We start from the raw sequence: 23,723 nt of genomic DNA on the forward strand, positions 1-23,723 counted from the left end.
CATTCCGCAAATCGGGGCGGAAATGGAATAATGCCGCCCACTTTCCTGCCCGGCTTTCCGAACTTCATGAACCATGCGCCAGCCTTGACCGCCGACGCGCAGCGCTCAGGCCGCCTGCTGGTCCTGCTGGCCGCGGCCATCGTCGTCTTCGCGGGTGCCCTGTGGTGGGTGCTGGACGCGCAGGGGCCGGAGCTGGTGCGCGAGGCCTACGACGGGCGCCCCGGCAAGCTGGTCAACGAGCGCGTGCTCGGCAAGTTCGACCGTCCCGCGGCCGAGGTGGTGGACCAGTTCGCCCGGCTCAATCGTGGCCTGTTGTGCTTCTTCCTCGGCGGCGCCGCGGTGCTTGCCGGGCTGGCGCATTGCCTGCGCCGGGGCGGGCAGCGGGCCTCGGTGCGCCAGCTGAATCTGCTGCTCTTTGCCGGCTTGCTTGCCTTCGTCTTCCTGCGCGATCCGGTGTGGTTCCTGGCGCCGCGCTTCTGGGCCGAAGAGGCGACCGTGTACTTCCATGGCGCGCTCGTCCAGCCGTGGCTGCAGGCGCTGATCGTGCCGCATCAGGGCTATTACTCGCTGTGGGCCAACCTGGCCTCGATCCTGGCGACCCTGCCGCCGCTCGAACAGGCGCCGCTGGTCACCACGCTGATGGCGCTGATGGTGCAGCTCGCGGTGTTCGCGGCCATCATCGCCAGCGATGCCGAAGCGCTCGACACCAGTCTGAAGAAGGCCGTCGCCTGTCTGGCGGCGCTGGTGGTGGGGGCGTCGGGCGAGATCTGGCTGACCTCGATCAACAGCCAGCACTACATGGCGCTGCTGGTGTTCCTGGTGCTGATGGACGGCAAGGGAACGCGGCGGCGGCGTGCGCTCGCCTACGGGGTGACGGCGGTGGCGGGTTTGTCGAGCGTGGCGGCGAATTTTCTCGCCCCCATCTGCTTCTTCCGTTACCTCAAGACCCGGCAGCGCGTCGATCTGGTGCTGCTCGGCATCCTTGCCGCGACCACCCTCGTGCAGCTGACCGCCATCGTCTATTCGATGCAGGTGCTGGGCGATGCGGCCTACTACCATGCCAGCCAGGTGCGCACCCCGACAGTCTTCGACCCGGTGGCGGTGGCGTCGCGGATCTGGTTCTACGCCGTTCGCTATCCCCTCACCGCAAGCGCGGACGGCCTGAGTGCGCTCGGTGCGGCATTGCTGGTCGGCCTGCTCGCACTGACGCGCGGCACGCTGCCGCGGCGGGCAGCCTATCTGGCGGCCATCGGTTTGCTGACCACGCTGTCGGTGCTGACTTCGATCGGCATGTACGGCGGGCCGCGCTATGCATACTCGGCGGCGGTGATCTTTGCCCTGCTGCTGCTGTCGCTGGCGTCCGAGCCGTCCGCCTCGCGCGCGGTGCGGGGTGTGGCGGGCGTGCTGCTCGGCCTGGCGCTCTGCATCTGGTCCTTCCGCTACTGGACCGAGCTGGAGAACTTCCGCAATCCCGCCTGGCCACGCTGGACCGACGAAGTCTCGGCCTGGCGGGCCGATCCGGCCCGGCCGCTGCAGGCCCATCCGGTGTGGGCCAGTCAGACGGAAGCCGGTCTCATGTGGTCCATCCACCTGCCGCCGCGCTGACCGCCCGATGGTCGCGGCTGGCCCTCAGGCGGTGCCGGCCGGGCGCAGCGCGCCGTCGTGCATCACGAAGCGGTTGCGCCCCTCGCGCTTGGCGCGGTAGAGCAGTCTGTCCGCTTCCTCGAAGACCTGGTCCATGTCGAGCGCGTGTTCGGCCGGATCGATCAGCCGCACGCCCATGGAGATGGTGAGGTGCGGGCCGGGGTTGCCAAAGGCGTGTTCGATGGCCTGCGCTTCCACCTGCGTCACCAGTGCCGCTGCGGTTGCCGCGGCCTCTTCGGCATCGTGGACCGGGAACAGCAGGGCGAATTCCTCGCCGCCGATGCGGAAGGTGAAATCGCAGCCGCGCTTGAAGCTCTCGGTGAGCAGGCGGCCGAGTTGCTGCAGCACGCGGTCGCCCGCAGCGTGGCCGTAGTGGTCGTTGTAGGCCTTGAAGTGGTCGACGTCGAGCAGGCAGAAGGCGAGCGCACGCGCACCGCGGCGGGCGCGCGCGATCTCGCCTTCCAGCACCTGCTGGAACTGGCGGCGGTTGGCCAGGCCGGTCAGCGGGTCGGTGACGCTGAGCGCTTCCACCGCCTTCTTGTCGGTGATGTCCTGGCGGATGCTGGTGAAGCCGAGGATGGTGCCGTCCTCGCAGACGTCGGGCGAGATCGTCTCGTGCGCCCAGTAGTAGTCGCCGTTGCGGCACTGGTGCAGGATCTCGCCTTCCCACTCCTGGCCGCGCTCGATGCGGGCGAGGATGTCGCGCATCAGGGTTTCGGTGGTGGCGGAATAGAGCGCATGCCAGTAGTTGAGGCCGATGAGGTCGGCGCGGCTGTAGCCGCTGCGCCGGCACAAGGCGTCCGACACATAGGTGACCAGGCCGGCGCGGCTGATGCGGCAGATCAGCACCTGGCGGTCGATGATGCCGAGGTATTCGCCGATCTTGCGGTTGGCTTCGGTCAGTTCGGCGTTGGCGGTGCGCAGGGCCTCGGTGCGTTCGGCGACCTTGCGTTCCAGGCCCTCGTTGAGCTCTTTCAGCGCCTGGTTCTGGCGCTGGATGGTGGCTTCCTGGATGTAGCTTTCAAGCGCGCCCTGCAGGGTGAGGGCGAGGTCGTCCTTGTCCCAGGGTTTGGCGATGTAGCGGTAGAGGTTGGCCTGGTTGATGGCCGTGGTGACGCCCTCGAGGCTGCTCTGGCCGGTGAGCATCACGGTGCGCGCGGCCGGCGCCAGGCGGTGGATGGCGGCGAGCACCGCGTCGCCGCGGCGGCCCGGCATGATGTAGTCGCACACCACCACCGGCACCTCGATACCGCTGGCGAGCAGGCCGGCGACCAGCGCTTCGGCTTCGGCGTTGTCCTGCAGCAGTTCGAGGATGACGCCGGGGAAGCGGCCGCCGAGTTCCATCGACAGGCTCTCGAGGATGGTTTCCTCGTCGTCGATGCAGAGGATGGCGTAGCGCCCGCTCATAGGCCCTTTTCCCGCATGCCGTTCACGATGGCGTCGCGCAGCTCGTCCTTGTCCCACGGCTTGGCGAGGAAGCAGTACAGCTCGGCGTGTGCGCGGGCGTTGTCCACCGCCACCGGGTCGGCATGGCCGGAGAGCATGATCTTGAGCACCCGCGGAAAGCGGCGGTGGGCCTCGATCAGGAACTCGTCGCCCTTGATCTGCGGCATCTGCCAGTCGGAGATGATGACCAGCAGCGGCAGTTCGCCGGCTTCGTAGCCTTCGAGCACCTCGTAGGCCTCGGCCGCGCCCTGGGCCAGCTCGACGATGAAGCGCGCGCCGAACATCTCGTCGAGCTGCATGTCGAGGGCGTTGAGGATGGTCTCCTCGTCGTCCACGCAGAGGATCACGCCGTCGGTCATGCGGCCTCCGTGACCGGCAGGGTCACCTCGAAGGTGCTGCCGCGGCCGACGGCGGATTCCACCCGGATCGCGCCGCCGTGCTTGTCGAGGATCTTGCGCACGATGTCCAGCCCGAGCCCGCTGCCTTCGCCGGCTGGCTTGGTGGTGAAGAAGGGCTGGAAGATGCGGTCGCGGATGTCGTCGGGAATGCCGCAGCCGGAATCGCGGATGCGCACCACCGCGCGCGCGTCGTCCTGCTCCAGGCTGATGTCGAGACGGCCGCTGTAGTCCATCGCCTGCAGCGCGTTGTGGATGAGGTTCATCCACACCTGGCCGAGCTCGTCGGCGTAGGCGGGAATGGGGGGCAGTTCGGGCAGGTCGGCATGAAGATCGACCGATTGCTTGATCTGGTTGTGATAGAGCGTGAGCACGGTGTCGATGCTGTCGCGCAGCCGGGTGGGTGCCTTGCTGCCCTGGTTGCTGAAGCGGGCGAAGTTCTTGAGCGCGAACACCACCTTGCGCGCCTTCTCCGAAGCGATCTTGATGTTCTGGCTGGCACGGTGGATGTTGATGCCGTGCTTGATATGGTCGAGGATCAGCGCCGACTGCGGATGGGTGAGCAGCGGCAGGTAGCGGTCGAGCTCCAGCGGCGGCAGGTGCGACAGGATTTCCGCCGCCTTGCGCGCGTCGGCCCCGGGCTGCACCGCCAGGCGGGTCTCGTAGTCCTTCTTGAGTGCGCGCTTTTCCTTCAGGCTGAGGCTGGAGCCGGTGCCGGCAGCGTCGAGCAGCGCCGTCACCAGCGTGCGCTCGGCCGCGGGCAGCCCGGCGTAGAGCTGGAGGAAGGCGGTCTGCTGCTGGGCGGCGGCGATGATGGTGTCGATCGACGAGGCGATGGAGCCGAGCGGGGTGTTGATCTCGTGGGCGATGCCGGCGATCAGCTGGCCCAGCGTCGCCAGCTTTTCCGATTCGACCAGCTGGCTGTGGGTGCGCTTGAGTTCGTCCAGGGTGACTGCGAGTTCGGCATTGCTTTCCTGCAGGTCGAGGTTGGCCTTCTCCAGCCCGGCATTGGCCTGGGCGAGTTCGGCGGTGCGCTGCAGCACCCGCGCTTCGAGCTGGTGCTGGTGCGAGCGCACGCTGGCGATCAGGGTGTTGAAGGCGGCGACGAGGTCGTGGATTTCGTGGCGGGCCTCGATGTCGACCGCCGGCGGCAGGGATTCTTCGTCGAGCGCCTTCACCGCCTGGGCAAAACGCACGATGGGGCGGGACACCAGGCGGTTGGACAGCAGTGCGCCGATCAGCACCAGCAGCACCGAGGCCAGCAACACCACCAGCGAGATCGCCTCGAAGCGGCGGATGGGCGCGTACAGCTCGGCGGTGTCGATCTTCACCACCATGCCCCAGTTGAGCGAGGGCAGGTAGCGCCATACCGCCAGCGTGTCCTCGCCGCGGTAGTCGGCGTGGCGGCCGGTGCCCTGGCTGCCTTCCAGCGCGGTGTGCAGCAACGGGAAGCGGGCCGGGTCCACCAGGCGGTTCTGCAGCGACGGATCGTGGCGCGGCGGCGCGGTGATGATGAGGCGGCCGTTTTCCACCGTGCCGACCAGGACTTCGCCGCTTTCGCCCAGCCCGCCGAAGCGGTTGATGATGGCATCCAGCTCGCGGTTGTCGACCTGCAGCACCACGTTGCCGATGATGATGCCGCCGTCGAACACCGGGGCGGCGAGGAAGGCGGCGTGGCCGTTGCTCGGCGGGAAGTGGGCGAAGTTGGACACTTCGGTCTGCAGCAGGGTGTTGGCGGCCTCGATCATGCGGGCGAGCTGGGTGTCGTGCAGGCGTTCGCCGTGGATGCTCTGGCCGACGACGGAGGGCTGTGTCAGCGACAGCCGGATGTTGCCGGCCTGGTCCACCAGCATCACGTCGAAGTAGCCCTTTTCCTCGCGGTAGGCGCGCAGGAATTCGGCGGTGGCCGGCGATGGTTCGGGCTGCAGCATGACGTTGCCGGCACGCAGCAGTTCGGCCACTTTGGGCGACTTGGCCAGCGTGGTGGTGTCGGTGATGAGCGTGCGGACGTAGGATTCGATGCGGCCATGGGCGGCATCGGCGATGGCGGTCAGGGCCTCGCGTTTTTCCTTGCGGATGGCGTCGCCGAAGATGTCGTTGGCGACGAAGTAGGCGGTGAGGATGGGGGCCAGCGCCACCAGCAGGAACAGCAGGCCGAGTTCGGCCGCGATCGAGTTGAGCCGCTTCATGGACTCGCCTCCCCGATGCTCGGCGTATTGCCCGGATTGGCCCAGTTGCCTTTCCAGCGGGCATTGAGGCCGTCGAGGAAGGCTTCCCACTCCTGCGGCGGCCGGTAGCCGGGATAGGGCAGCGGCCGCACGGGCTTGGGCGTGCTCCACACCACCTCGAACTGACCGCTCGGCAGGATGCGGCCGATGCGCACCGACTTCCACAGGTGCTGGCTCTTGGGATCGACGCTGACCGCGCCTTCCGGTGCGGACAGCGACTCGCCCTGCAGGGCCCGCCGCACCGCGCGCGGATCGGCGCTGCCGGCGGTTTCCACCGCCTTGGCCCACAGGTGCACGCCGATCCAGGCTGCTTCCATCGGGTCGGTGACGACCTCGTCGGCGCCGTAGCGCGCCTTGTAGGCGGCAACGAAGCCTTCGTTGTCGGCACCGGGCAGGCTCTGGAAGTAGTTCCAGGCGGCGTAGTCGCCGGCGAAGTCGGTGCTGCCCATGGTCTTGAGTTCGGCTTCGGCGATGCTGAAGGAAATGGTGGGGATGAGCTGCGGCGTGATGCCTTGCGCGCGCAGGGCCTTGAAGAAGGCGACGTTGCTGTCGCCGTTGAGGGTGTTGAGGATGACGTCGGGCCTGGCCGCGGCAATCGCCTGCACTACCGCGTCGACGGCGGTGCTGCCCAGCAGGATGTAGTGCTCGCCCACCACTTCGCCGCGCAGCGAGCGGATCTGGTCCTTCATGATGGCGTTGGCCGAATGCGGGAAGACGTAGTCGGAGCCGACCAGGAAGATGCGTCGGCCGAGCTTGTCCAGCGCCCATTTCACCGCCGGGATGATCTGCTGGTTGGGCGCCGCGCCGGTGTAGACGATGTTGGGCGAGCTCTCCAGGCCCTCGTATTGCACCGGGTAGAACAGCAGGTGGTCGTAGCGTTCGAACACCGGCTTCACCGTCTTGCGCGAGGCCGAAGTCCAGCAGCCGAACACCGCGTCCACCTTTTCGGTGGCGATCAGCGCCTCGGCTTCGCGTGCGAAGGTCTTCCAGTCGGAGGCGCCATCGCGCACCACGGCTTCCACCGGGCGGCCGAGCACGCCGCCGGCGGCGTTGAGCTGGGCGATGGCGAGCTGGGTGGCGGCGACCACGCTGCGTTCGCTGATCGCCATGGTGCCCGACAGCGAGTGCAGGATGCCGACGCGTATCGGTTCGGCTTCGACGGTGGGCGCGCGGCCGCCCGCAGGCCACAGGGCGGCTGCGGCGACGATGCCGGCGATCAGGGCGATAGCGACCGCCATGAGGGTCGACTTCTTCAAGGCTTGTTCGACTCCGATGCTGCGGGTATGCCCGGCCGGAATATGCCGCCCTGCGGGGCGAGGCCGGGAAAATGGACAAAAACCACTTCGTCAGTGCGTGTAATTCTAACCTGCATAGGCGGCGCAGTGTCGCGCCTCGCATGGACGGAAACCTTCCGCCGCGGGTAGAGTCCGGGCTTGTCCCGTTTGCCGTGGTTGTCGGTCATGAGCCTCGATCCTATGCCGAATATGCAGGCGGTAGACGTGCAATCCGTCGCAGACAGGCATGCCGGCCCGATCTTCATCGTGCTCAATCCAGGTTCGGGGGCGCAGGACGCCGAAACCGCCCGTGCGCGTATCGAGGCGGTGCTGGCGGCGGGTGGCCGCGCCTGCGAGTTCGTCGCCGTGCCCGATCCCGTCCGCCTCCACGCCACTGCCGCCGAGTGTGTGCGGCGGGCGCGCGCGGTGCACGGCACGGTGGTGGCGGCCGGCGGCGACGGCACCATCAACGCGGTGGCACATGCGGTGCTCGGTTCCGGTTGCCCCTTTGGCGTGCTGCCGATGGGCACCTTCAACTACTTCGGCCGCACCCACGGCATCCCGGAAGACGTCGAGGCGGCTGCGCGCGTGCTGCTGGAAGGGCGGGTGAAGGCGGTACAGGTGGGGGCGGTGAACGAGCGCATCTTCCTGGTCAATGCCAGCCTGGGCCTGTATCCGAAGCTGCTCGAGGAGCGCGAGTCCGCCAAGCGCCAGTTCGGCCGCAGCCGGCTGGTGGCTTTCGTGTCGGCGCTCTACACCCTGCTGCGTAACCACCGCGTGCTGCGGCTGTGGCTGCGCTGCGACGACGCGGTGGCCAGCATCGCCACGCCCACGCTCTTCGTCGGCAACAACCGGCTGCAGCTCGAGCAGCTCGGCATTGCCGAGGCGGCCTGCGTCGAGCGCGGTCAGCTGGCCGCGATCGCACTGCGGCCGGTCAGCCCGGCCGGCATGCTCGGCCTGGCGCTGCGCGGATCGCTCGGCCGGCTGGGCGAGGCGGACAACGTGCTGAGTTTCCCGTTCCGCGAAATCCTGCTGAGCGTGGCGGTGGGCCGGCGCCGGCCGCCGCGGATCAAGGTCGCGACCGACGGCGAGGTGATGTGGATGCGCCTGCCGCTGCAGCTCCGCGTGGCCGACCGGATGCTGCCGCTGCTGTGTCCGCCGGACGAGCCTGCGACCTGAGACGATGGCAGTCCTGCTCCACCTGTCGGATACCCACTTCGGCACCGAACGGACGCGCGTGGTCGAGGCGCTGTTGCGCTGTCTCGCGCGGCAGACGGTGGATGTGGCGGTGATGTCGGGCGACATCACCCAGCGCGCCCGGCCGGCCGAATTCCGGCTGGCCCGCGCCTTTGTCGACCGTCTGCGGGCGCTGCTGCCCGCGGTGCCGCTGCTGGTGCTGCCGGGCAATCACGACATCCCGCTGTTCGATCTGCGCCGCCGGCTGTTCCGGCCCTTCGGCTCTTTCCGCCGGACCTTCGGTGAAGCGCTGGAGCCCGAGTACGAGGACGACAGTCTGCAACTGCAGCTGGTCAACACCGTGACCCGCTGGCGCCACACTGCCGGCGTGGTCGATGCCGACCAGATCGAACGCGTCGCCCACCGGCTGGCGGCGGCGCGGCCGGGGCAGCTGCGCGTGGTGGTGACGCACCAGCCGCTGGCGGTGACCCGCGGCGCCGATGCCGCCGACCTGGCCCGCGGCCACGCGGCCGCGATCCAGCGCTGGGGGCTGGCCGGCGCGGACCTGCTGCTCGGTGGCCACATCCACCTGCCCTACGTGCAGCCGCTGACGGTGGCCGACACCCTGGGGCCGGTGCGGCGGCTGTGGGTGGTACAGGCCGGCACCGCGGTGTCGCGCCGCATCCGCCACGAGGCCGGCAACTCTTTCAATCTGATCCGCCACGGCGCCGGCGCCTGCGTGGTCGAGCGCTGGGATTATCAGGAAGCGGCGGACGACTTCGCCTGCTGCATGCGCACGCCGCTGGCGCTCGATCGGCACTGAACTGTACGGCGCCAGCGCGTTCGAAGGCCGCATGGAATTTTCGATCTTGAGCTTGTTCACCGGCCAGCCGGACGCCTGGCCGGGTCTGGCCCGCGCGCTCGGCGGGCATGTGAGCGCCTGGTATGCGCTGTCCCTGGTCCTGGTCTGGGGGGCGACGGCGGGGGGCTGGCTGCTGACGCGCCACGCGGCGCTCCCATCGCCGGGCGGGCTGCGGCGCGAACGGCTGCAGGCTGCGCTGGCGGCTGGCCTGGTGCTGCTGGCCGGCCAGACCTTTGCCGGCATCGCGGACCAGGTTCAGGGCGCGGGTGGTCTGGCCGCGTTCGATCAGATCCTGACCGCCGCGCTGGCCGCGGAAGCTTCGACCGCGACCCTGACCCGCTTCGCCCTGCTCACCCGCCTTGGCGATACCGCCACGATAAGCACCGCCTGCATTGCGCTCGCGGCCCTGCTGTGGTGGCGCGGGCAGCGCGGCCTGGCGCTGGTCTGGGTCGCGGCGCTGGCCGGTAACAGCCTGCTCAACGTCAGCCTGAAGGCGGTGTTCGAACGCGCACGGCCGCTGCACGAGCACGGCGTGGCGGTGGCGCAGGGCTGGAGCTTCCCCAGTGGCCATGCCTCCGGCTCGGTGGTGCTGTGGGGCATGCTGGGCTACCTGGCCCTGCGCCTGCTGCCGGCGCGCTGGCACCTGCCGGCGCTGCTGGTGGCGGCCGGCATGGCCTTCTCGGTAGGCTTTTCACGCATCGTGCTGCAGGTGCATTACTTCAGCGACGTGCTGGCTGGCTTCTGCTCCGGTATGGCCTGGCTGACGCTGTGCATCCTCGTGGCCGAAGCGCTCCGCCGTCGGGCGGTGCGCCTCACGCAGCCATCGTGAATACGGTCAGCACGCCGGTGTAGCCGTATAGCCGGTCGCGCGCGATTTCACCGCCGGCGAAGAAGCCGGCCAGTGGCAGTTCGCCGATTTCCTCGCGGATGGCGCCGAGTTCGGCGTTGGGCGTGCCGAAGTGCGGTCCGCCGCGGCCGATGCAACTCACATAGATGGCGCCGGCGGCGCGCTGGCCGCTGGCGGCGAGTTCGTCGCGGATCTCGCCGGCGATGCGCCGCAGGTCGGCCATGGCCGCAGCCGGGTCACGGCGGCAGAAGGCGAGCCGGCTGCCGGCTTCGACCGTGTCGGCCACCACCAGCACGCGGGCGCGCGGATCCAGCCCGACGATGTGCCGCACCAGGGTGTCGGGGCCGAAGCGGCCCGGCGCGGCGGTCGGTGCGTCGTCCGGCCGGCGCAGGCCGACCAGGGTGGACGACAGCGCGTGCGCCATCTCGTCCACCGAGGCGTCACTGGCCAGGCCGAGATCCTGCAGTGCGCAGGCCAGCGCAGGCACGCCGTCGAGGGTGAGGACGACGTTGTCGTCCACCCGGGTGGCGGTGCGTTGCGGTCCGATCGGCTGACAGCCCTGTGTCACGCGCGAGATCAGTCCGACCTCGGCGCCGAAAGCCACGCCGGAAAGGCCGCCGGTCAGCACCGCGTCCGCGATCTGCAGGGGGCGGTCGTGGGCCGATGACAGGCCGCCGAACAGGTAGCCGGTGGCGGTGCGCCCGGCCAGCTCCGGCAGCAGCTCCTGCAGGTCGGGCATGGTGCCGTCGGCGTGCACCAGCGCGGTGTGCGGGTTGAAGCCGTCTTCGCCGGGATGCAGCGGCTGGCGCCCGGAAAACAGGCGGAAGGCCGCAGCCGGCAGCGGGGCGAGCATCAGTGCCAGTGCGGGCTCCTCGATGTACTCGGTGCCGCTGGCGGAAATGCCGATGCCGACCGTCCCCACCCAGCGGGTACCGGGCAGCCGCCGCTGCAGTTCCGCCAGCAGCGCTTCGGCGGCGTCGGCGTAGCGGTCGGTGAGGTAGCACCAGCCCAGCGTGTAGTCGCCCGTCCTGCGGCCATTGGCGGCAGCGTCGTGGCTGAGTTGTGCGATGCAGCGATCGAGCGCACGGCGCCAGTCCGGCGCGCCGGCGTGGGCGGCGATGAAGGCGGATGAGGGCATGGTGGCCTCGGCAGCGTGAGTCCAGGCTTCAGTTTGACAGCGTCGCGCCTGTGCCGTTGTTAAAAATATAAACCCATGTTTCAACGCGATTATTTCGTGAAACATCGCGTTTTCACGCTAGGATTTTGCGCTGCAACGGCGTAGAATCCGCTGCCTTCTCCCAAGGTTTGCAGCGCGGAGCGCTCCATGCTCTATCCCACCCGTTTCGATGTCATCGTGGTCGGCGGCGGTCACGCCGGGACCGAGGCCGCCCTCGCCGCCGCGCGCATGGGCTGTCGTACCCTGCTGCTCAGCCACAACATCGAGACCCTCGGGCAGATGAGTTGCAATCCGTCGATCGGCGGCATCGGCAAGGGCCATCTGGTGAAGGAGGTCGATGCGCTCGGCGGCGCGATGGCCGCGGCCACCGACGAGGGCGGCATCCAGTTCCGCATTCTCAACGCCTCCAAGGGCCCCGCAGTGCGCGCCACCCGCGCCCAGGCCGACCGCGTGCTGTACAAGGCGGCGATCCGCAAGCGGCTGGAGAACCAGCCCAACCTGTGGCTGTTCCAGCAGGCGGTGGACGACCTCACCGTGGTCGGCGACCGCGTCACCGGCGTGGTCACCCAGATCGGTCTGCGCTTCGAGGCGCCGGCGGTGGTGCTGACCGCCGGCACCTTTCTCAACGGCCTGATCCACGTCGGCCTCGAACACTACTCCGCCGGCCGCGCCGGCGACCCGCCGGCGATCTCGCTCGGCCAGCGCCTGAAGGAACTGCAGCTGCCGCAGGGCCGCCTCAAGACCGGCACTCCGCCGCGGCTCGATGCGCGCAGCATCGACTTCTCGGTGATGACGGTGCAGCCGGGCGACGACCCGGTGCCGGTGTTCAGCTTCCTCGGCTCGGCCGACCAGCACCCGGCCCAGCTGCCGTGCTGGATGACGCAGACCAACAGCCGCACCCACGACGTCATCCGCGCCAACCTCGACCGCTCGCCGATGTATTCCGGCGTGATCGAAGGCGTCGGGCCGCGCTACTGCCCGTCGATCGAGGACAAGATCCACCGCTTCGCCGACAAGGACAGCCACAACATCTTTCTCGAGCCGGAAGGGCTGACGACCCACGAGATCTACCCCAACGGCATCTCCACCTCGCTGCCCTTCGACGTGCAGCTGGAGATCGTGCGCTCGATCCGCGGGCTGGAGAACGCCCACATCCTGCGCCCCGGCTACGCCATCGAGTACGACTACTACGATCCGCGCAATCTCAAGGCCTCGCTTGAGACCAAGTCGATCGCCGGCCTCTTCTTCGCCGGCCAGATCAACGGCACCACCGGCTACGAGGAAGCCGCCGCGCAGGGTCTGCTCGCCGGCGCCAATGCCGCGCTGCAGGTGCAGGGACGTGAGGCCTGGTGCCCGCGGCGCGACGAGGCCTACCTCGGCGTGCTGGTGGACGACCTCATTACCCGCGGCGTGGCCGAGCCCTACCGCATGTTCACTTCGCGCGCCGAATATCGCCTGCAACTGCGCGAAGACAACGCCGACCTGCGCCTCACCGAAAAGGGCCGCGAGCTGGGCCTGGTGGACGACGTGCGCTGGGCGGCGTTCTGCGCCAAGCGCGAGGCGATCGAGCGCGAGACCGCAAGGCTCAAGACCAGCCTGGCGCGGCCGGAGCTGATTCCGGTTGAAGATCAGGAGCGGGTGCTCGGCAAGACGCTGGAACGCGAGGCGCGCTACTTCGAGCTGCTGCGCCGGCCGGAAACCACCTACGCCAGCCTGATGAGCCTGCCGGGTGCGCCCGAACAGCCGGAGACCGATCCGCAGGTGGTCGAGCAGCTCGAGATCGCCGCCAAGTACCAGGGCTACATCGACCGCCAGCAGGGCGAGGTCGCCAAGCAGCTGCAGGCCGAATCCACCCGCCTGCCGGCCGAGCTCGACTACGCCGAGGTGCGCGGCCTGTCCAAGGAAGTGCAGCAGAAGCTCAACCTGCACAAGCCGGAAACCATCGGCCAGGCCGGCCGCATCCAGGGCATCACCCCGGCGGCGATCTCGCTGCTGCTGGTGTGGCTCAAGCGCCGCGACCTGGCGGCGCGTGCCGCCAGCGAGCGCAGAACGGCATGAGCGCGCTCGCGCTCTACGCCGGCCAGCTGGCCGAGGGCATCGCCGCGCTTGGCCTCGACATCCCTGCCGCCACCCAGGCACGGCTGATCGCCTTCGGCGAGCTGCTGCTGAAGTGGAACAAGGTCTACAACCTCACCGCGATCCGCGCGCCGCAGGAGGTGCTCACCCACCACCTGCTCGATTCGCTCGCGGTGCTGCCGCATCTGTCCGCGGTGACGCGGCTGGCCGATATCGGCTCCGGTGGCGGCCTGCCCGGTATTCCGCTCGCCATCGTGCGGCCGGAACTGAGCGTGACCTCGGTCGAGACGGTGAACAAGAAGGCCACCTTCCAGCAGCAGGCGAGGATCGAACTCGGCCTCGCCAACTTCCAGCCGGTCAATGCGCGGGTCGAAAACCTCCAGCCCGAACACCCTTACGACGGTGTGATCTCGCGTGCCTTCTCCAGTCTGAAGGATTTCGTCGAACTGGCCGGCCACCTGGTCGGCGCGGGCGGCGCGCTGTACGCGATGAAGGGCGTGCGCCCGGACGACGAGGTCGCCGCCCTGCCCGCCGGTTGGAAGCTGCACGCAGTGCATGCGCTGACGGTGCCCGGCCTGGGCGCCGAGCGTCACCTGCTGGTGATCGTGCGTGGCTGAAGCCGCCGCCGCGGCCGTCATCGACCGGGCGCAAGCTGTCGCGTGCGGCGGCGGATCGCTGCGGCAATCGACTACACTCCCGGAGGCCCGCCGCGTGCGGGCGCTCCTAAGTCAAACTGCATAACACCCGGACCATGGCCCGTATCTTCTGTGTCGCAAACCAGAAAGGCGGGGTGGGCAAGACCACCACCTGCGTCAATCTCGCCGCCGCCCTGCACCTGGCCGGCCAGCGCACCCTGCTGGTCGACCTCGATCCGCAGGGCAATGCCACCATGGGCAGCGGGGTGGACAAGCGCGGCCTCACGCAGTCGGTGTATCACCTGCTGGTCGGGCTGACCGGGCTGGCGGAGGCGCGTGTCGCCTCGCCCACCGGTGGCTACGACGTGCTGCCCGCCAACCGTGACCTGGCGGGCGCCGAGGTCGAGCTGGTCGCCCTCGAGCGCCGCGAAAACCGCCTGCGCGAAGCGCTGCGCGAATTCGACGCCGAGTACGACTTCGTGCTGATCGACTGTCCGCCCTCGCTGTCCATGCTCACGTTGAATGGCCTGTGCGCCGCCGACGGCGTGATCATTCCGATGCAGTGCGAGTACTACGCGCTCGAAGGCCTGTCCGACCTGGTGAACACCATCAAGAAGGTGCATGCCAACCTCAACCGCGACCTGAAGATCATCGGCCTGTTGCGGGTGATGTTCGATCCGCGGGTGACTTTGCAGCAGCAGGTCTCCGCCCAGCTCGAAGGCCATTTCGGCGACAAGGTGTTTTCCGCCATCGTGCCGCGCAACGTGCGCCTGGCCGAAGCGCCCAGCCACGGCATGCCGGGCGTGGTGTTCGACAAGTCCGCCAAGGGCGCGCAGGCCTACATGGCCTTCGCCGGTGAAATGATCGAACGCGTGCAGACGCTGTAGGACACCGACCATGGGCCGCCTGCTCGACGAACCGAATCCGATTCCGGGCGCACAGCCCGACCACTGAAATGACCCGACCCAAACTCAAAGGCCTCGGCCGCGGCCTCGACGCCTTGCTGGCGGCCAACAGCGACGACGACGCGGACAAGGGCGAGTTGCAGACCCTCGCCACCGATGCGCTGCAGCCGGGCAAGTACCAGCCGCGCACGCGCATGGACCCCGGTTCGCTGGAAGAACTGGCCGCCTCGATCAAGGCGCAGGGGGTGATGCAGCCGGTGCTGGTGCGACCGCTCGCCCAGCTCAACGGTGAGCCGCGCTACGAAATCATCGCCGGCGAACGGCGCTGGCGTGCTTCGCAGATCGCCGGGCTCACCGAGCTACCCTGCCTGGTGCGCGAGATTCCGGACGAAGCCGCGCTGGCGATGTCGCTGATCGAGAACATCCAGCGCGAAGATCTCAATCCGCTCGAAGAAGCCGGCGGCATCCAGCGCCTGATCGACGAATTCGGCATGACCCACCAGCAGGCCGCCGACGCGGTCGGCCGTTCGCGGCCGGCGGCGAGCAACCTGCTGCGCCTGCTCAACCTCGCCGGCCAGGTTCAGGAACTGCTGATGGCGGGCGACATCGACATGGGTCATGCGCGCGCGCTGCTGCCGCTCGACGGCGCCAGCCAGATCCAGCTCGCCAACCTGGTCGCCGCCAGGCAGCTGTCGGTGCGCGAGACCGAACGCCTGGTACAGCACACGCTCAATCCGCGCCAGAAGAAGGCCGCGCCGGCGCCCGACCGCGACCTGCTGCGCCTCGAAGAAGAAATCGCCGACGCGATCGGTGCCACCGTCAAGATCAAGGCCAACAAGAAGGGCGCCGGCGAAGTCACCATCCGCTTCGGCAGCCTGGACCAGCTCGACGGCCTGCTCGGCCGCCTGCGCTGATCCGGCGCCTTCAGCCGGCGCTATCCGCGCCGGCCGGCTCGCCCTGCTTAGGCGGCAGCGGCGAGAAGTAGCCCACCACCAGCAACAGCAGCCCGGCGCCGATGAAGGACACGATGCGCGCGAGCGCGCCGCTGGCGGCCATGTCCACCAGGAAGAGCTTGGCCACCACCGCCGCCATCAGCCCGGCGCCGGCCAGCCAGGTCGGCCGGCTGGCGCGGCGGTTGGCCAGCAGCATCAGGCCGAGGCCGAGCACGGCCCAGAACAGCGACAGCGCCGTCTGGGTGGTGTCGGCGGCGAGCAGCCGGGACAGATCCCAGGGCAGGCCGGTGGCGTGATGCACCGCCCGCAGCAGCGCGGCGTTGGCGCCGACGAAGGCGACTACGGTCAGGCCGGCCTGCAGCGGGCGCAGCGGGCCGGTCACGGGTTCCAGTTCGGCGCGGGCCTGCCGCAGCCACCAGGCGATGGTGCCCAGCGCCGCGGCCACGCAGAGATCCAGCGGATTGAGCAGCGGCAGGTAGACATGGGGTCGCGTGCTGCCGTCGGCCAGTGGCAGGATGACCAGCGACCACAGGACCAGTCCTGCCGCAATCGGCATTGCGCCACGGCAGAGGTAGGCGCCGCGCCAGCCGGCGAGCGGCCAGCGCGTACTCCCGGCCTGCCACGCGAGCGCGGCCAGCACCAGCACCGGCGGCAGGACGAAGGCCGCCACTTCCCAGCCATTGCCGAAAACCAGACTGGCGACCTGTTGCCCCAGTTCCTGCGCGCCGGCGAGGGCCAGCAGCCAGATCGCGGCGGCGTGGGTCCAGCCGAGCAGCCCGCGCGCCGGATGGGCGTCGGCGCGACGGAGCGCCAGGCCATGCAGCGCCAGCGCCAGCGGCCAGGCCAGCCAGCCGCCGTGGCCGGAAGGCGGCACGCCATAATTCATCAGCTGGGCGAGCGCCAGCAGCATGCCGGTGACCGGCAGGACGACCGCCAGCTGCAGGTCGGGCCAGCGCAGGCGCGGCGCCAGCGCGACGGCAAGCATGCCGCTGGCGGCGAACAGCAGCAGATGGGCCGCCGGCCGGGTGCCTGTTAGGACCTGGGTATCGATCTCGGCCCAGCCGCCGCCCAGCCACCACAGCCAGGCCCAGCCGAGCAGGGCGTGGCTGACCGCGCGCAGCCAGCTCGGCCAGCCGGCCTGGCCTGCGGCCAGCCAGGCGCTGACGAAGCCGGCGCCGGCGATCAGGGTGGTGCCGAGGAAGGCGCTGTTGAGTACCGCGAGGTGGCGCAGGCCGGGATGCTGGGCGAGGTCGGCGGCGAACAGCAGGCCGGCGCCAGCCTGCAGCAGCAGGCCGCTTGCGGCGGCGAGCCGTCGGTGCTGGTGCAGGCCGACCCACCACAGCGCCGCCCCTTCCAGGGCCCAGGCGGCGGCACTCCAGCGGCCGTCGAAGGCGAGCGGGATTGCCAGCGTCAGGAAGGCGAGGCCGAGGGCGGTGAAGCTCGCGACCAGCAGTTCGAGCACCGGCTTGCGCAAGCGGTGCAGCACCGCTGCCAGCAACAGGTAGAAGGCGCCGACGGCTGCCGCGCTCCACGCCAGCGCATCGGGCATGCCGTGGACCAGCGCCGCCTGCAGGCCGAAACCGACCACCGGTACGCCGAACACCAGGGTGCCGTCCACCGGGTCGCGCAGCGTGGGCGCGCGCTTCCAGGCGTAGGCCACCGCAGCGGCGACATACATCAGGAAGAACAGGATGAGGAAAGGTTCGGTGGTGGCGAAGTGCCAGGGGTGATAGTCCGCCGCGCCCCAGGCCAGCCCGATCGCGAAGGTGAACAGGAAGCCGGTGAGGTTGAGCGAGCGCCACGCCCGCCACCACGCCAGCACCAGCACGCCGCTGTTGAGCAGCGCGTAGTAGGTGAAGAGTTCGACGTGGGTGCCGGCACCGCTGGACGCGAGGATGGGCGCGGCAAAGCCGCCGGCGGTACCGATCACCGCCAGCGCTGCGGCATCCTGGCGCACGGCAAACCAGGCGGCGATGCCGACGAGCAGCAACATCAGCGCGAAGGCGGTGCCGGGCGACAGCAGCGCGTACAGGCGGAAGGCGGCGAAGATGGTCAGGTAGAGCACGGCGACGCCGCCGCCCTGCAGCGTCAGTGCATAGCCGGGGCGTCTGGCGCGTAGCCGCCAGCCGAGCGCGGCCAGCGCGATGCCGCCGCAGCCTATCCCGGCCAGCCGCAGCGCCGGCGGCAGCATGGCGTGTTCGACGGCGTAGCGGGCGAGGAAGGCAAGACCGAAGAACAGCACCAGGATGCCGACCCGCACCAGGGTGTTGCCGCCCAGCAACCAGTCGCGGCAGCGGGCATAGAGCGCATCGAGATCGATACCGTCGCCGGCTGTGGCGGCTGTCGACGGCTGCCGGGGCGCTTGGTTGTCGGGGGCGCTGATCGCGGTGGCGGTTGCGGCCGCGACAGGCGGCAGATCGAGGTCGAGATCGAGATCGGCGACGGGCTGCGTGGGCGCTTCGGCCGCAATCGGGGCGGCGGTCGTGGTGCTCGGGGTGTCGGCCGGCTGGCGGCCGTCGGCCAGACGCGCCGACAGTGCGGCGAGTTCGCGTTCGAGGCCCGTGATCCGCTCGTCCTGGCGCGCCAGCGTCTGCGCACTTTCTTTGCGCAGGCTGCCGATCAGGCCGCCGAGCACGGCGCCGACGACGGCACCCGCCAGTCCATCCAGCATGCCGGCGAGCATGCCGGCCACGATCCACAGTACCAAAGTCACGTCGCTCTCCTGTTCCAGCCCGCTTCAGCGCCAGTCGCCGCGCAGCTCGGCCACCCGTTGCTGCAGGGATTCGGGGCTTGCGGCGGCGGCCGTCAGCGGCGCACCGGCAAGCAGTTCGATGCGATTGAAGATGCCGCGCCGCAGTGGGCGCGACATCGCCCGCCCGTCCTTGCGCGAGAAGAAGCTGCCCCACAGGCCGCGCAGCGCCAGTGGCACCACCGGCACCGGACTGCGCTCGACGATGCGGCGGATGCCGGGGCGGAAGCGGTCGATCTCGCCGTCCTCGGTGAGATGGCCTTCCGGGAAGATCGCCACCAGCTCGCCGGCGTCGAGCGCGCGCGCGACCTCGTCGAAGGCGCGATGCACCATCGCCGGATCCTCCTTGGCCGAGGCGATCGGGATGGCGCGGCTTTCGCGGAACACGAAGCGCAGCAGCGGCAGGCGGAAGATGTGGTGGTGCATGACGAAGCGGATCGGCCGCCGGCTGGCCGCCATGATCACCAGCGCGTCGACGAAGCTGACGTGGTTGCACACCAGCACCGCCGGGCCGTCGGCGGGGATGTTGTCGGCGCCCTTCACCTGCAGGCGGTACACCGTGTGCACCAGCAGCCAGACGAGGAAACGCAGCAGGAACTCGGGTACCAGGGTGTAGATGTACAGCGCGACGGCGACATTGAGCAGGCCGGTGACGAGGAAGATCTCCGCCACGTCCAGCCCCGCCGCCAGCAGGCCGGCGCCCATGCCGGCTGCCACCACCATGAACAGCGCGTTGAGGATGTTGTTGCCGGCGATGATGCGCGAGCGGTGCTCCGGTTCGCTGCGGGTCTGGATCAGCGCGTACAGCGGCACGATGTAGAAGCCGCCGAACATGCCGATGCCGAGCAGGTCGGCGATCACGTGCCAGGTGCCCGGCTGCGCCAGCACCTCGGTCAGCGGCAGCGGTGTCGTGCCGGCAGCGACGACCGCCGGGCTGGCCCACCAGAGGTCGAGCGCGAACAGCGACAGGCCGATCGAACCGAAAGGCACCAGGCCGATCTCGATGTGGCCGGTGGACAACCGCTCGCACAGCAGCGAACCGATGCCGATGCCGACCGAGAACACCGCCAGCAGCATCACCACCGCGTGTTCGTCGCCGCCGAGCACGTCCTTGGCGTAGGCGGGGAACTGCGACAGGAAGACCGCACCGTAGAACCAGAACCAGGACACGCCGAGGATGGACAGGAAGACAGTGCGGTTGCCGCGGGTGAAGGCGAGATTGCGGCAGGTTTCGGTCACCGGGTTCCAGTTGATCCTGAGCCCCGGCGCCGCCGCCGGCGCGGTGGGCACGCCGCGGCTGGCGAGGTAGCCCGCCAGTGCGAGCAGCACGGTGGCGAGCGAAACCCACAGCGTTCCGTTCGGCAGGCTGACCAGCACGCCGCCGGCCAGGGTGCCGATGAGGATGGCGACGAAGGTGCCGGATTCGACCAGGGCGTTGCCGCCGACCAGTTCGTCCTCGCGCAGGTGCTGCGGCAGGATGGCGTACTTGACCGGGCCGAACAGCGTCGATTGCGCACCCATCAGGAACAGCGCGAACAGCATCAACGCGAGCGATTCGAGCGCGAAGGCGATGCAGCCCAGGGTCATCACCACGATTTCCAGCAGCTTGGTGAAGCGCATCAGCCGGCTCTTCTCGTACTTGTCGGCGATCTGGCCGGCGGTTGCGGAGAAGAGGAAGAAGGGCAGGATGAAAAGCCCGGCGCAGAGGTTTACCAGGATGCCGGGCGACAGCGTGGTGTAGCGCGTGGCCTGGAAGGTGAGCAGCACCACCAGCGCGTTCTTGTATACGTTGTCGTTGAAGGCGCCGAGGAACTGGGTCAGGAAGAAGGGCAGGAAGCGGCGCTGCTTCATCAGCGCAGACTGGTGGCTCATGCGACGCTCCGGTCGAAATGGCGACGGGTCTCGAAGACCGTGTTGGCAAAGCGGCGGCCGCGCGAGGCCAGCTGACGCTTGAGGGCGAAGTCGAACAGGATGGGGTTGTGGTGACGCAGGGCGTCGAGCGCCGGCACGCTTTGTTCGTCGAGCAGGCGTTCGCGTACCAGCCTGGCGAGCGGGATCAGCGGCACGATGCCCGGCAGCGGGTAGTCGCTGCCGAACATCAGGCGGTCGTGCCATTCGCGCCGTTCGATCAGGGTGCGGAGCACCTCGGGTTCGCGGTTGATCAGCGTGATCGCCGAGATATCGCCGTACAGGCGGTCGGCATAGCGCTGCTCGTCCATCAGCCGGGCGAACAGGTCGAAGGTGGGCACCCGCGGACCGGGCTGGCCGTTGCGGGCGCGGTCGGTGTCGATGTCGCTGCCCAGGCTGCCGCAGTGGGCGGCGATCACGCGCACGCCGTGGTCGAGCGCGCGGCGCAGGCGTAGCGGATTGGCCCAATCGGGCCGGCCGGGGCCGTGCACCGCCATCTCTTCGCCGACGTGGGTGATCAGCGGCAGGCCGAGTTCGGCGAGCGCGGCGTAGAAGGCGTCGCAGGCCGGCGAGGCCGGATCGATGCCCATCGCCGGCGGCAGCCACTTGACTGCCCGTGCACCGTCGGCCGCCGCTGCGCGCAGGGCCTCGACGGCGTCCGCGCGCAGCGGATGGATGGAGCAGACCCACTCGAAGCGCGCCGGGTCGCGTCGGGCGACATCGCGGGCATAGTCGTCGGGCAGGTACATGCTGCCTTCCAGCGGCAGCGCGCGGCCGGCGGTGTCGTAGGCGCGTTCGAAGGCGAACAGCAGCAGCTTGAAGCCGGCAGGGGCATCGGCGCACAGATTCTGCAAGCGCGCGATATAGCTTTCGTCCACCTGTCCCGGGGCGCCGTGTGCGCAACCGGCATTGAGATAGAACAGGCGCTGGGCATACTCCCAGGGCCGCAGCGGGGATTGCATCTTCTCGGAGATCTCGATGCCGCGGCCCGAGTCGCCGGTGCCGGCGAGGTGCACGTGCATGTCCCATACCCTGGCCGGATCGAGGCCCGCCCAGGCGTCGTGGAGCAGCGCGTGCACCGCGGGGTCGTCCGGCAGGCTGGCGTGACAGGCGTTCATCAGCAGCGGCCGGCCGGCGGCGATACCGCCACCGGCAAGCAGCGCCAGGCCGGCTCCGCCCAACAGCAGGCGACGACGACGCGGCGAAAACGAGGGGTGCATCATGCGGCCTCCGCCCACTGTCCGAGGGTGAGGTAGTCGATCTTGCCGGTGCCGAGCAGCGGCAGCGCGTCGACGGTGACGATGCGGCGCGGCACCGCGATTTCCGGCCATCCGCCCTCGCGCGCTGCGGCCTGCAGGCGCTCGCGGGTGAGCGTGCGGTCGGTGGAGAACAGCAGGATGTTCTCGCCGCGGGCGGCGTCGGGCTGGGTGGCGGCGGCATGCGCCGCCTCAGGCGCGGCCTGTACTGCGAGCTTTTCCACCGCCTCGAGCGAGATCATCTCGCCGGCGACCTTGGCGAAGCGCTTGACCCGGCCGACGATGCGCAGGAAGCCGTCGTCGTCGATCTCGACCACGTCACCGGTCTCGTACCAGCCGGCACCGGCCGCCGAGGCCGGTGGCTGCAGTACGCCCGGCTGCTCCACGCGCAGGTAGCCGGACATCAGGTTGGGGCCGTGTATATGCAGGATGCCGCCGTGCTCTATGCCGGGTACGGGCAGCAGTTTCGCCTGAAGACCGGGCAGGAGCTGGCCGACGGTGCCGCTGCGATAGGCCATCGGCGTGTTCACCGCCAATACTGGCGCGGTTTCGGTGGCACCGTAGCCTTCGAAGATACGGATGCCGAACTTCTCGAACCAGGTGTTGCGGACCGCGTCCGACAGCTTCTCGGCGCCGGCGATGACGTAGCGCAGGCGGTAGAAGTCGTAGGGGTGGGCGAACTTGGCGTAGTTGCCGAGGAAGGTGCTGGTGCCGAGCAAGACGGTGCAGCCACGGTCGTAGGCAAGCTCCGGGATCACGCGGTAGTGCAGCGGCGACGGATAGAGGAAAACGTCGGCACCGGCGAGCACCGGCAGCAGCGCACCGGCGGTAAGTCCGAAGGAATGGAACAAGGGCAGCGCATTGAGGATCCTGTCGTCCGGCGAGATGTCCACCACGGCGCGGATCTGCGCCACGTTGGCGAGCAGCGCCCGCTGCGAGAGCACCACCCCCTTGGGCTTGCCTTCCGAACCTGAGGTGAACAGCACCACCGCGGGATCCTCCGGCTGGCGGACGCTGGTCGCCAGGCGCGGAAACCTCAGTGCCCACAGCATCAGCCAGAGCTTGTCGGCGAGACCGATGCTGGCGCGCAGGTCTTCGAGATAGACGATTTCCACGCCCTGCAGCGCGGCGAGCTTGTCGCCGAGGCGGGCCTGTTCGACGAAGGCGCGCGAGCTGATGACCGTACGCAGGCAGGCGGCGCTGCACGCGGCCTGCAGCCCGTCGCTGCCGGCCGTGTAGTTGAGCATCGCGGGGATGCGACCGAAGGCATTGAGGCCGAACAGCAGGCCCAGCGTCGGCGCGAGATTGGGCAGCAGTACGCCGATGCGTTCGCCCGGCGCAGCCAGCCTGGTGCCGATCCGCCCGAGCATCAGCGCCATCTTCAGCAGGTCGCCATAGCTGTACTCGACCTGCTTCATGTCTTCGACCAGCCTGCGGCCGCGACCATGGATGGCAGCGGCGTCGAGCAGTGCGTCGAACAGCGTGTGTTGCGGCCGCGAGGCGAACAGCATTTCCTGCATCAGCCGCCGCATCGCCTCGCCGGCCCGACGCCGGCGTACGCGCGCCGTCTCGCCCTGAGGCATGTCGATGCGCGTGGCGGGCAGCACGCTCAGCGTGATGCGGGGAAAGAGCTGGCGCGGATGACGGCCGGCCACGCGTGAGAAGTAACTGCGGGCAGCGCCGTCGACCCGGACCGGCACGATGGTCGCTCCCGTCCTTGCTGCGACGAAGGCCGGTCCGTCATAGACCTTCATCAGACTGCCGGTGGTGGTGATGCGGCCCTCGGGGAATATCACCACCGGGCGGCCTCCGTCGAGCAGTCGGACTACACGTTTCATCGCCATCGGGTTGGCGGGGTCGACCGCGAGGTGATCGACCAGGCGAAGTGCGAGGCGGAAGCCGATCCGGCGGGTGACCCCGGTGTGAACGACGAAGACCGGATCGAGGGGGAGGAAAAGGCCGAGCAGCAGGCCGTCGAGGAAGGATTCGTGATTGGCGACGATGAGCAGGCGGCTGTCGCCGAATGGCGTGGGATCGCCCTGCACGCGAACCCGGTAGAGCGGTCGGAGGATGAGACGCAGCAGGGATTTGAGCAGCGCTACAAGCATGATCCGGTTACCCGTGGGATGAGGACGGACGGATCATGCTACTGAAATGATTACATGTCCAGACGTTTCGACATGTTGTTTGCG

The 23,723-nt window shown here is 69.2% G+C and carries 18 protein-coding genes; 8 read left to right on the forward strand and 10 right to left on the reverse strand.

All coding sequences use genetic code 11. From position 1 onward, the window contains the following. Positions 1 to 30 precede the first annotated feature (30 nt). Positions 31 to 1,605: a hypothetical protein gene (locus CJ010_RS00965; protein WP_141016302.1), complete on the forward strand. Its 1,575-nt coding sequence runs from the start codon at positions 31 to 33 to the stop codon at positions 1,603 to 1,605. Positions 1,606 to 1,629: 24 nt separating this feature from the next. On the opposite strand, the gene CJ010_RS00970 is transcribed toward CJ010_RS00965, so the two are convergent. From CJ010_RS00970 to CJ010_RS00990, 5 genes are read right to left on the reverse strand one after another with little or no spacing between them, the layout of a single operon-like run. After that, positions 1,630 to 3,051, reverse strand: a complete 1,422-nt coding sequence (locus CJ010_RS00970) for a diguanylate cyclase (protein ID WP_141016303.1) — start codon at positions 3,049 to 3,051, stop codon at positions 1,630 to 1,632. Next, positions 3,048 to 3,449, reverse strand: a complete 402-nt coding sequence (locus tag CJ010_RS00975; RefSeq protein WP_141016304.1) for a response regulator — start codon at positions 3,447 to 3,449, stop codon at positions 3,048 to 3,050. The genes CJ010_RS00970 and CJ010_RS00975 overlap by 4 nt, the downstream gene beginning before the upstream one ends. Next, a complete protein-coding gene (locus CJ010_RS25600) occupies positions 3,446 to 5,674 on the reverse strand; it encodes an ATP-binding protein (protein WP_141016305.1) in 2,229 nt (742 codons plus the stop codon). Before CJ010_RS25600 ends, CJ010_RS00975 begins: the two co-directional genes overlap by 4 nt. Continuing rightward, a complete protein-coding gene (urtA, locus tag CJ010_RS00985; RefSeq protein WP_141016306.1) occupies positions 5,671 to 6,969 on the reverse strand; it encodes an urea ABC transporter substrate-binding protein in 1,299 nt (432 codons plus the stop codon). Before urtA ends, CJ010_RS25600 begins: the two co-directional genes overlap by 4 nt. Next, positions 6,966 to 7,175 carry a hypothetical protein gene (locus CJ010_RS00990; protein WP_141016307.1) on the reverse strand — a complete coding sequence of 70 codons (210 nt, stop codon included), beginning with the start codon at positions 7,173 to 7,175 and terminating at the stop codon, positions 6,966 to 6,968. The genes urtA and CJ010_RS00990 overlap by 4 nt, the downstream gene beginning before the upstream one ends. 37 nt (positions 7,176 to 7,212) lie before the next feature. On the opposite strand from CJ010_RS00990, the gene CJ010_RS00995 reads away from it, so the two are divergent. Genes CJ010_RS00995 through CJ010_RS01005 form a run of 3 tightly spaced genes read left to right on the forward strand, consistent with a single transcriptional unit; the run spans position 7,213 to position 9,854 of the window. Beyond that, positions 7,213 to 8,166 (forward strand): diacylglycerol kinase family protein, encoded by a 954-nt coding sequence (locus CJ010_RS00995; RefSeq protein ID WP_240794470.1) that lies wholly within the window; start codon positions 7,213 to 7,215, stop codon positions 8,164 to 8,166. A gap of 4 nt (positions 8,167 to 8,170) precedes the next feature. Next, positions 8,171 to 8,986, forward strand: coding sequence for a metallophosphoesterase (locus tag CJ010_RS01000; RefSeq protein ID WP_141016309.1), 816 nt, complete (start codon positions 8,171 to 8,173; stop codon positions 8,984 to 8,986). Between the two features lie 31 nt (positions 8,987 to 9,017). Further along, a complete protein-coding gene (locus CJ010_RS01005) occupies positions 9,018 to 9,854 on the forward strand; it encodes a phosphatase PAP2 family protein (RefSeq protein WP_205754867.1) in 837 nt (278 codons plus the stop codon). Here the strand turns inward: CJ010_RS01005 and CJ010_RS01010 are convergent. Continuing rightward, complete coding sequence (locus CJ010_RS01010) at positions 9,838 to 11,010, reverse strand: FIST N-terminal domain-containing protein (protein ID WP_141016310.1); 1,173 nt, start codon at positions 11,008 to 11,010, stop codon at positions 9,838 to 9,840. The two genes, CJ010_RS01005 and CJ010_RS01010, sit on opposite strands and share 17 nt — an antisense overlap. A 186-nt stretch (positions 11,011 to 11,196) precedes the next feature. Between CJ010_RS01010 and mnmG the strand changes: the two genes are divergently transcribed. The 4 genes from mnmG to CJ010_RS01030 all read left to right on the forward strand — a co-directional run bounded on the left by mnmG (position 11,197) and on the right by CJ010_RS01030 (position 15,579). After that, a complete protein-coding gene (gene mnmG, locus CJ010_RS01015; RefSeq protein ID WP_141016311.1) occupies positions 11,197 to 13,107 on the forward strand; it encodes a tRNA uridine-5-carboxymethylaminomethyl(34) synthesis enzyme MnmG in 1,911 nt (636 codons plus the stop codon). After that, positions 13,104 to 13,742 carry a 16S rRNA (guanine(527)-N(7))-methyltransferase RsmG gene (rsmG, locus tag CJ010_RS01020; RefSeq protein ID WP_141016312.1) on the forward strand — a complete coding sequence of 213 codons (639 nt, stop codon included), beginning with the start codon at positions 13,104 to 13,106 and terminating at the stop codon, positions 13,740 to 13,742. Before mnmG ends, rsmG begins: the two co-directional genes overlap by 4 nt. 134 nt (positions 13,743 to 13,876) lie before the next feature. Beyond that, entirely contained in the window at positions 13,877 to 14,647 is a 771-nt protein-coding gene (locus tag CJ010_RS01025) for a ParA family protein (RefSeq protein WP_141016313.1), read from the forward strand. 68 nt (positions 14,648 to 14,715) lie between these two features. Beyond that, complete coding sequence (locus CJ010_RS01030) at positions 14,716 to 15,579, forward strand: ParB/RepB/Spo0J family partition protein (RefSeq protein WP_141016314.1); 864 nt, start codon at positions 14,716 to 14,718, stop codon at positions 15,577 to 15,579. Positions 15,580 to 15,589: 10 nt separating this feature from the next. Here CJ010_RS01030 and CJ010_RS01035 read toward each other — a convergent pair whose 3' ends face one another. From CJ010_RS01035 to aas, 4 genes are read right to left on the reverse strand one after another with little or no spacing between them, the layout of a single operon-like run. Further along, complete coding sequence (locus CJ010_RS01035; protein WP_141016315.1) at positions 15,590 to 18,331, reverse strand: DUF2339 domain-containing protein; 2,742 nt, start codon at positions 18,329 to 18,331, stop codon at positions 15,590 to 15,592. A gap of 24 nt (positions 18,332 to 18,355) precedes the next feature. Continuing rightward, positions 18,356 to 20,239 carry an MFS transporter gene (locus tag CJ010_RS01040; protein WP_141016316.1) on the reverse strand — a complete coding sequence of 628 codons (1,884 nt, stop codon included), beginning with the start codon at positions 20,237 to 20,239 and terminating at the stop codon, positions 18,356 to 18,358. Beyond that, positions 20,236 to 21,498 (reverse strand): amidohydrolase family protein, encoded by a 1,263-nt coding sequence (locus CJ010_RS01045; protein WP_141016317.1) that lies wholly within the window; start codon positions 21,496 to 21,498, stop codon positions 20,236 to 20,238. The genes CJ010_RS01040 and CJ010_RS01045 overlap by 4 nt, the downstream gene beginning before the upstream one ends. After that, positions 21,495 to 23,639, reverse strand: coding sequence for a bifunctional acyl-ACP--phospholipid O-acyltransferase/long-chain-fatty-acid--ACP ligase (gene aas, locus CJ010_RS01050; protein WP_141016318.1), 2,145 nt, complete (start codon positions 23,637 to 23,639; stop codon positions 21,495 to 21,497). The genes CJ010_RS01045 and aas overlap by 4 nt, the downstream gene beginning before the upstream one ends. Positions 23,640 to 23,723: the final 84 nt, after the last annotated feature.

Source organism: Azoarcus sp. DD4, from assembly GCF_006496635.1.
Taxonomy (GTDB): Bacteria; Pseudomonadota; Gammaproteobacteria; order Burkholderiales; family Rhodocyclaceae; genus Azoarcus.

Coding starts and splice junctions, on each gene's coding strand:
- CJ010_RS25600 (WP_141016305.1), bottom strand. CDS start 5,674: ATGAAGCGGCTCAACTCGATCGCGGCCGAACTCGGCCTGCTGTTCCTG.
- CJ010_RS01010 (WP_141016310.1), bottom strand. CDS start 11,010: ATGCCCTCATCCGCCTTCATCGCCGCCCACGCCGGCGCGCCGGACTGG.
- aas (WP_141016318.1), bottom strand. CDS start 23,639: ATGCTTGTAGCGCTGCTCAAATCCCTGCTGCGTCTCATCCTCCGACCG.
- CJ010_RS01040 (WP_141016316.1), bottom strand. CDS start 20,239: ATGAGCCACCAGTCTGCGCTGATGAAGCAGCGCCGCTTCCTGCCCTTC.
- CJ010_RS00965 (WP_141016302.1), top strand. CDS start 31: ATGCCGCCCACTTTCCTGCCCGGCTTTCCGAACTTCATGAACCATGCG.
- rsmG (WP_141016312.1), top strand. CDS start 13,104: ATGAGCGCGCTCGCGCTCTACGCCGGCCAGCTGGCCGAGGGCATCGCC.
- CJ010_RS01000 (WP_141016309.1), top strand. CDS start 8,171: ATGGCAGTCCTGCTCCACCTGTCGGATACCCACTTCGGCACCGAACGG.
- CJ010_RS01045 (WP_141016317.1), bottom strand. CDS start 21,498: ATGATGCACCCCTCGTTTTCGCCGCGTCGTCGTCGCCTGCTGTTGGGC.
- CJ010_RS01030 (WP_141016314.1), top strand. CDS start 14,716: ATGACCCGACCCAAACTCAAAGGCCTCGGCCGCGGCCTCGACGCCTTG.
- CJ010_RS00990 (WP_141016307.1), bottom strand. CDS start 7,175: ATGACCGACAACCACGGCAAACGGGACAAGCCCGGACTCTACCCGCGG.
- CJ010_RS01025 (WP_141016313.1), top strand. CDS start 13,877: ATGGCCCGTATCTTCTGTGTCGCAAACCAGAAAGGCGGGGTGGGCAAG.
- CJ010_RS01005 (WP_205754867.1), top strand. CDS start 9,018: ATGGAATTTTCGATCTTGAGCTTGTTCACCGGCCAGCCGGACGCCTGG.
- CJ010_RS00975 (WP_141016304.1), bottom strand. CDS start 3,449: ATGACCGACGGCGTGATCCTCTGCGTGGACGACGAGGAGACCATCCTC.
- CJ010_RS00970 (WP_141016303.1), bottom strand. CDS start 3,051: ATGAGCGGGCGCTACGCCATCCTCTGCATCGACGACGAGGAAACCATC.
- mnmG (WP_141016311.1), top strand. CDS start 11,197: ATGCTCTATCCCACCCGTTTCGATGTCATCGTGGTCGGCGGCGGTCAC.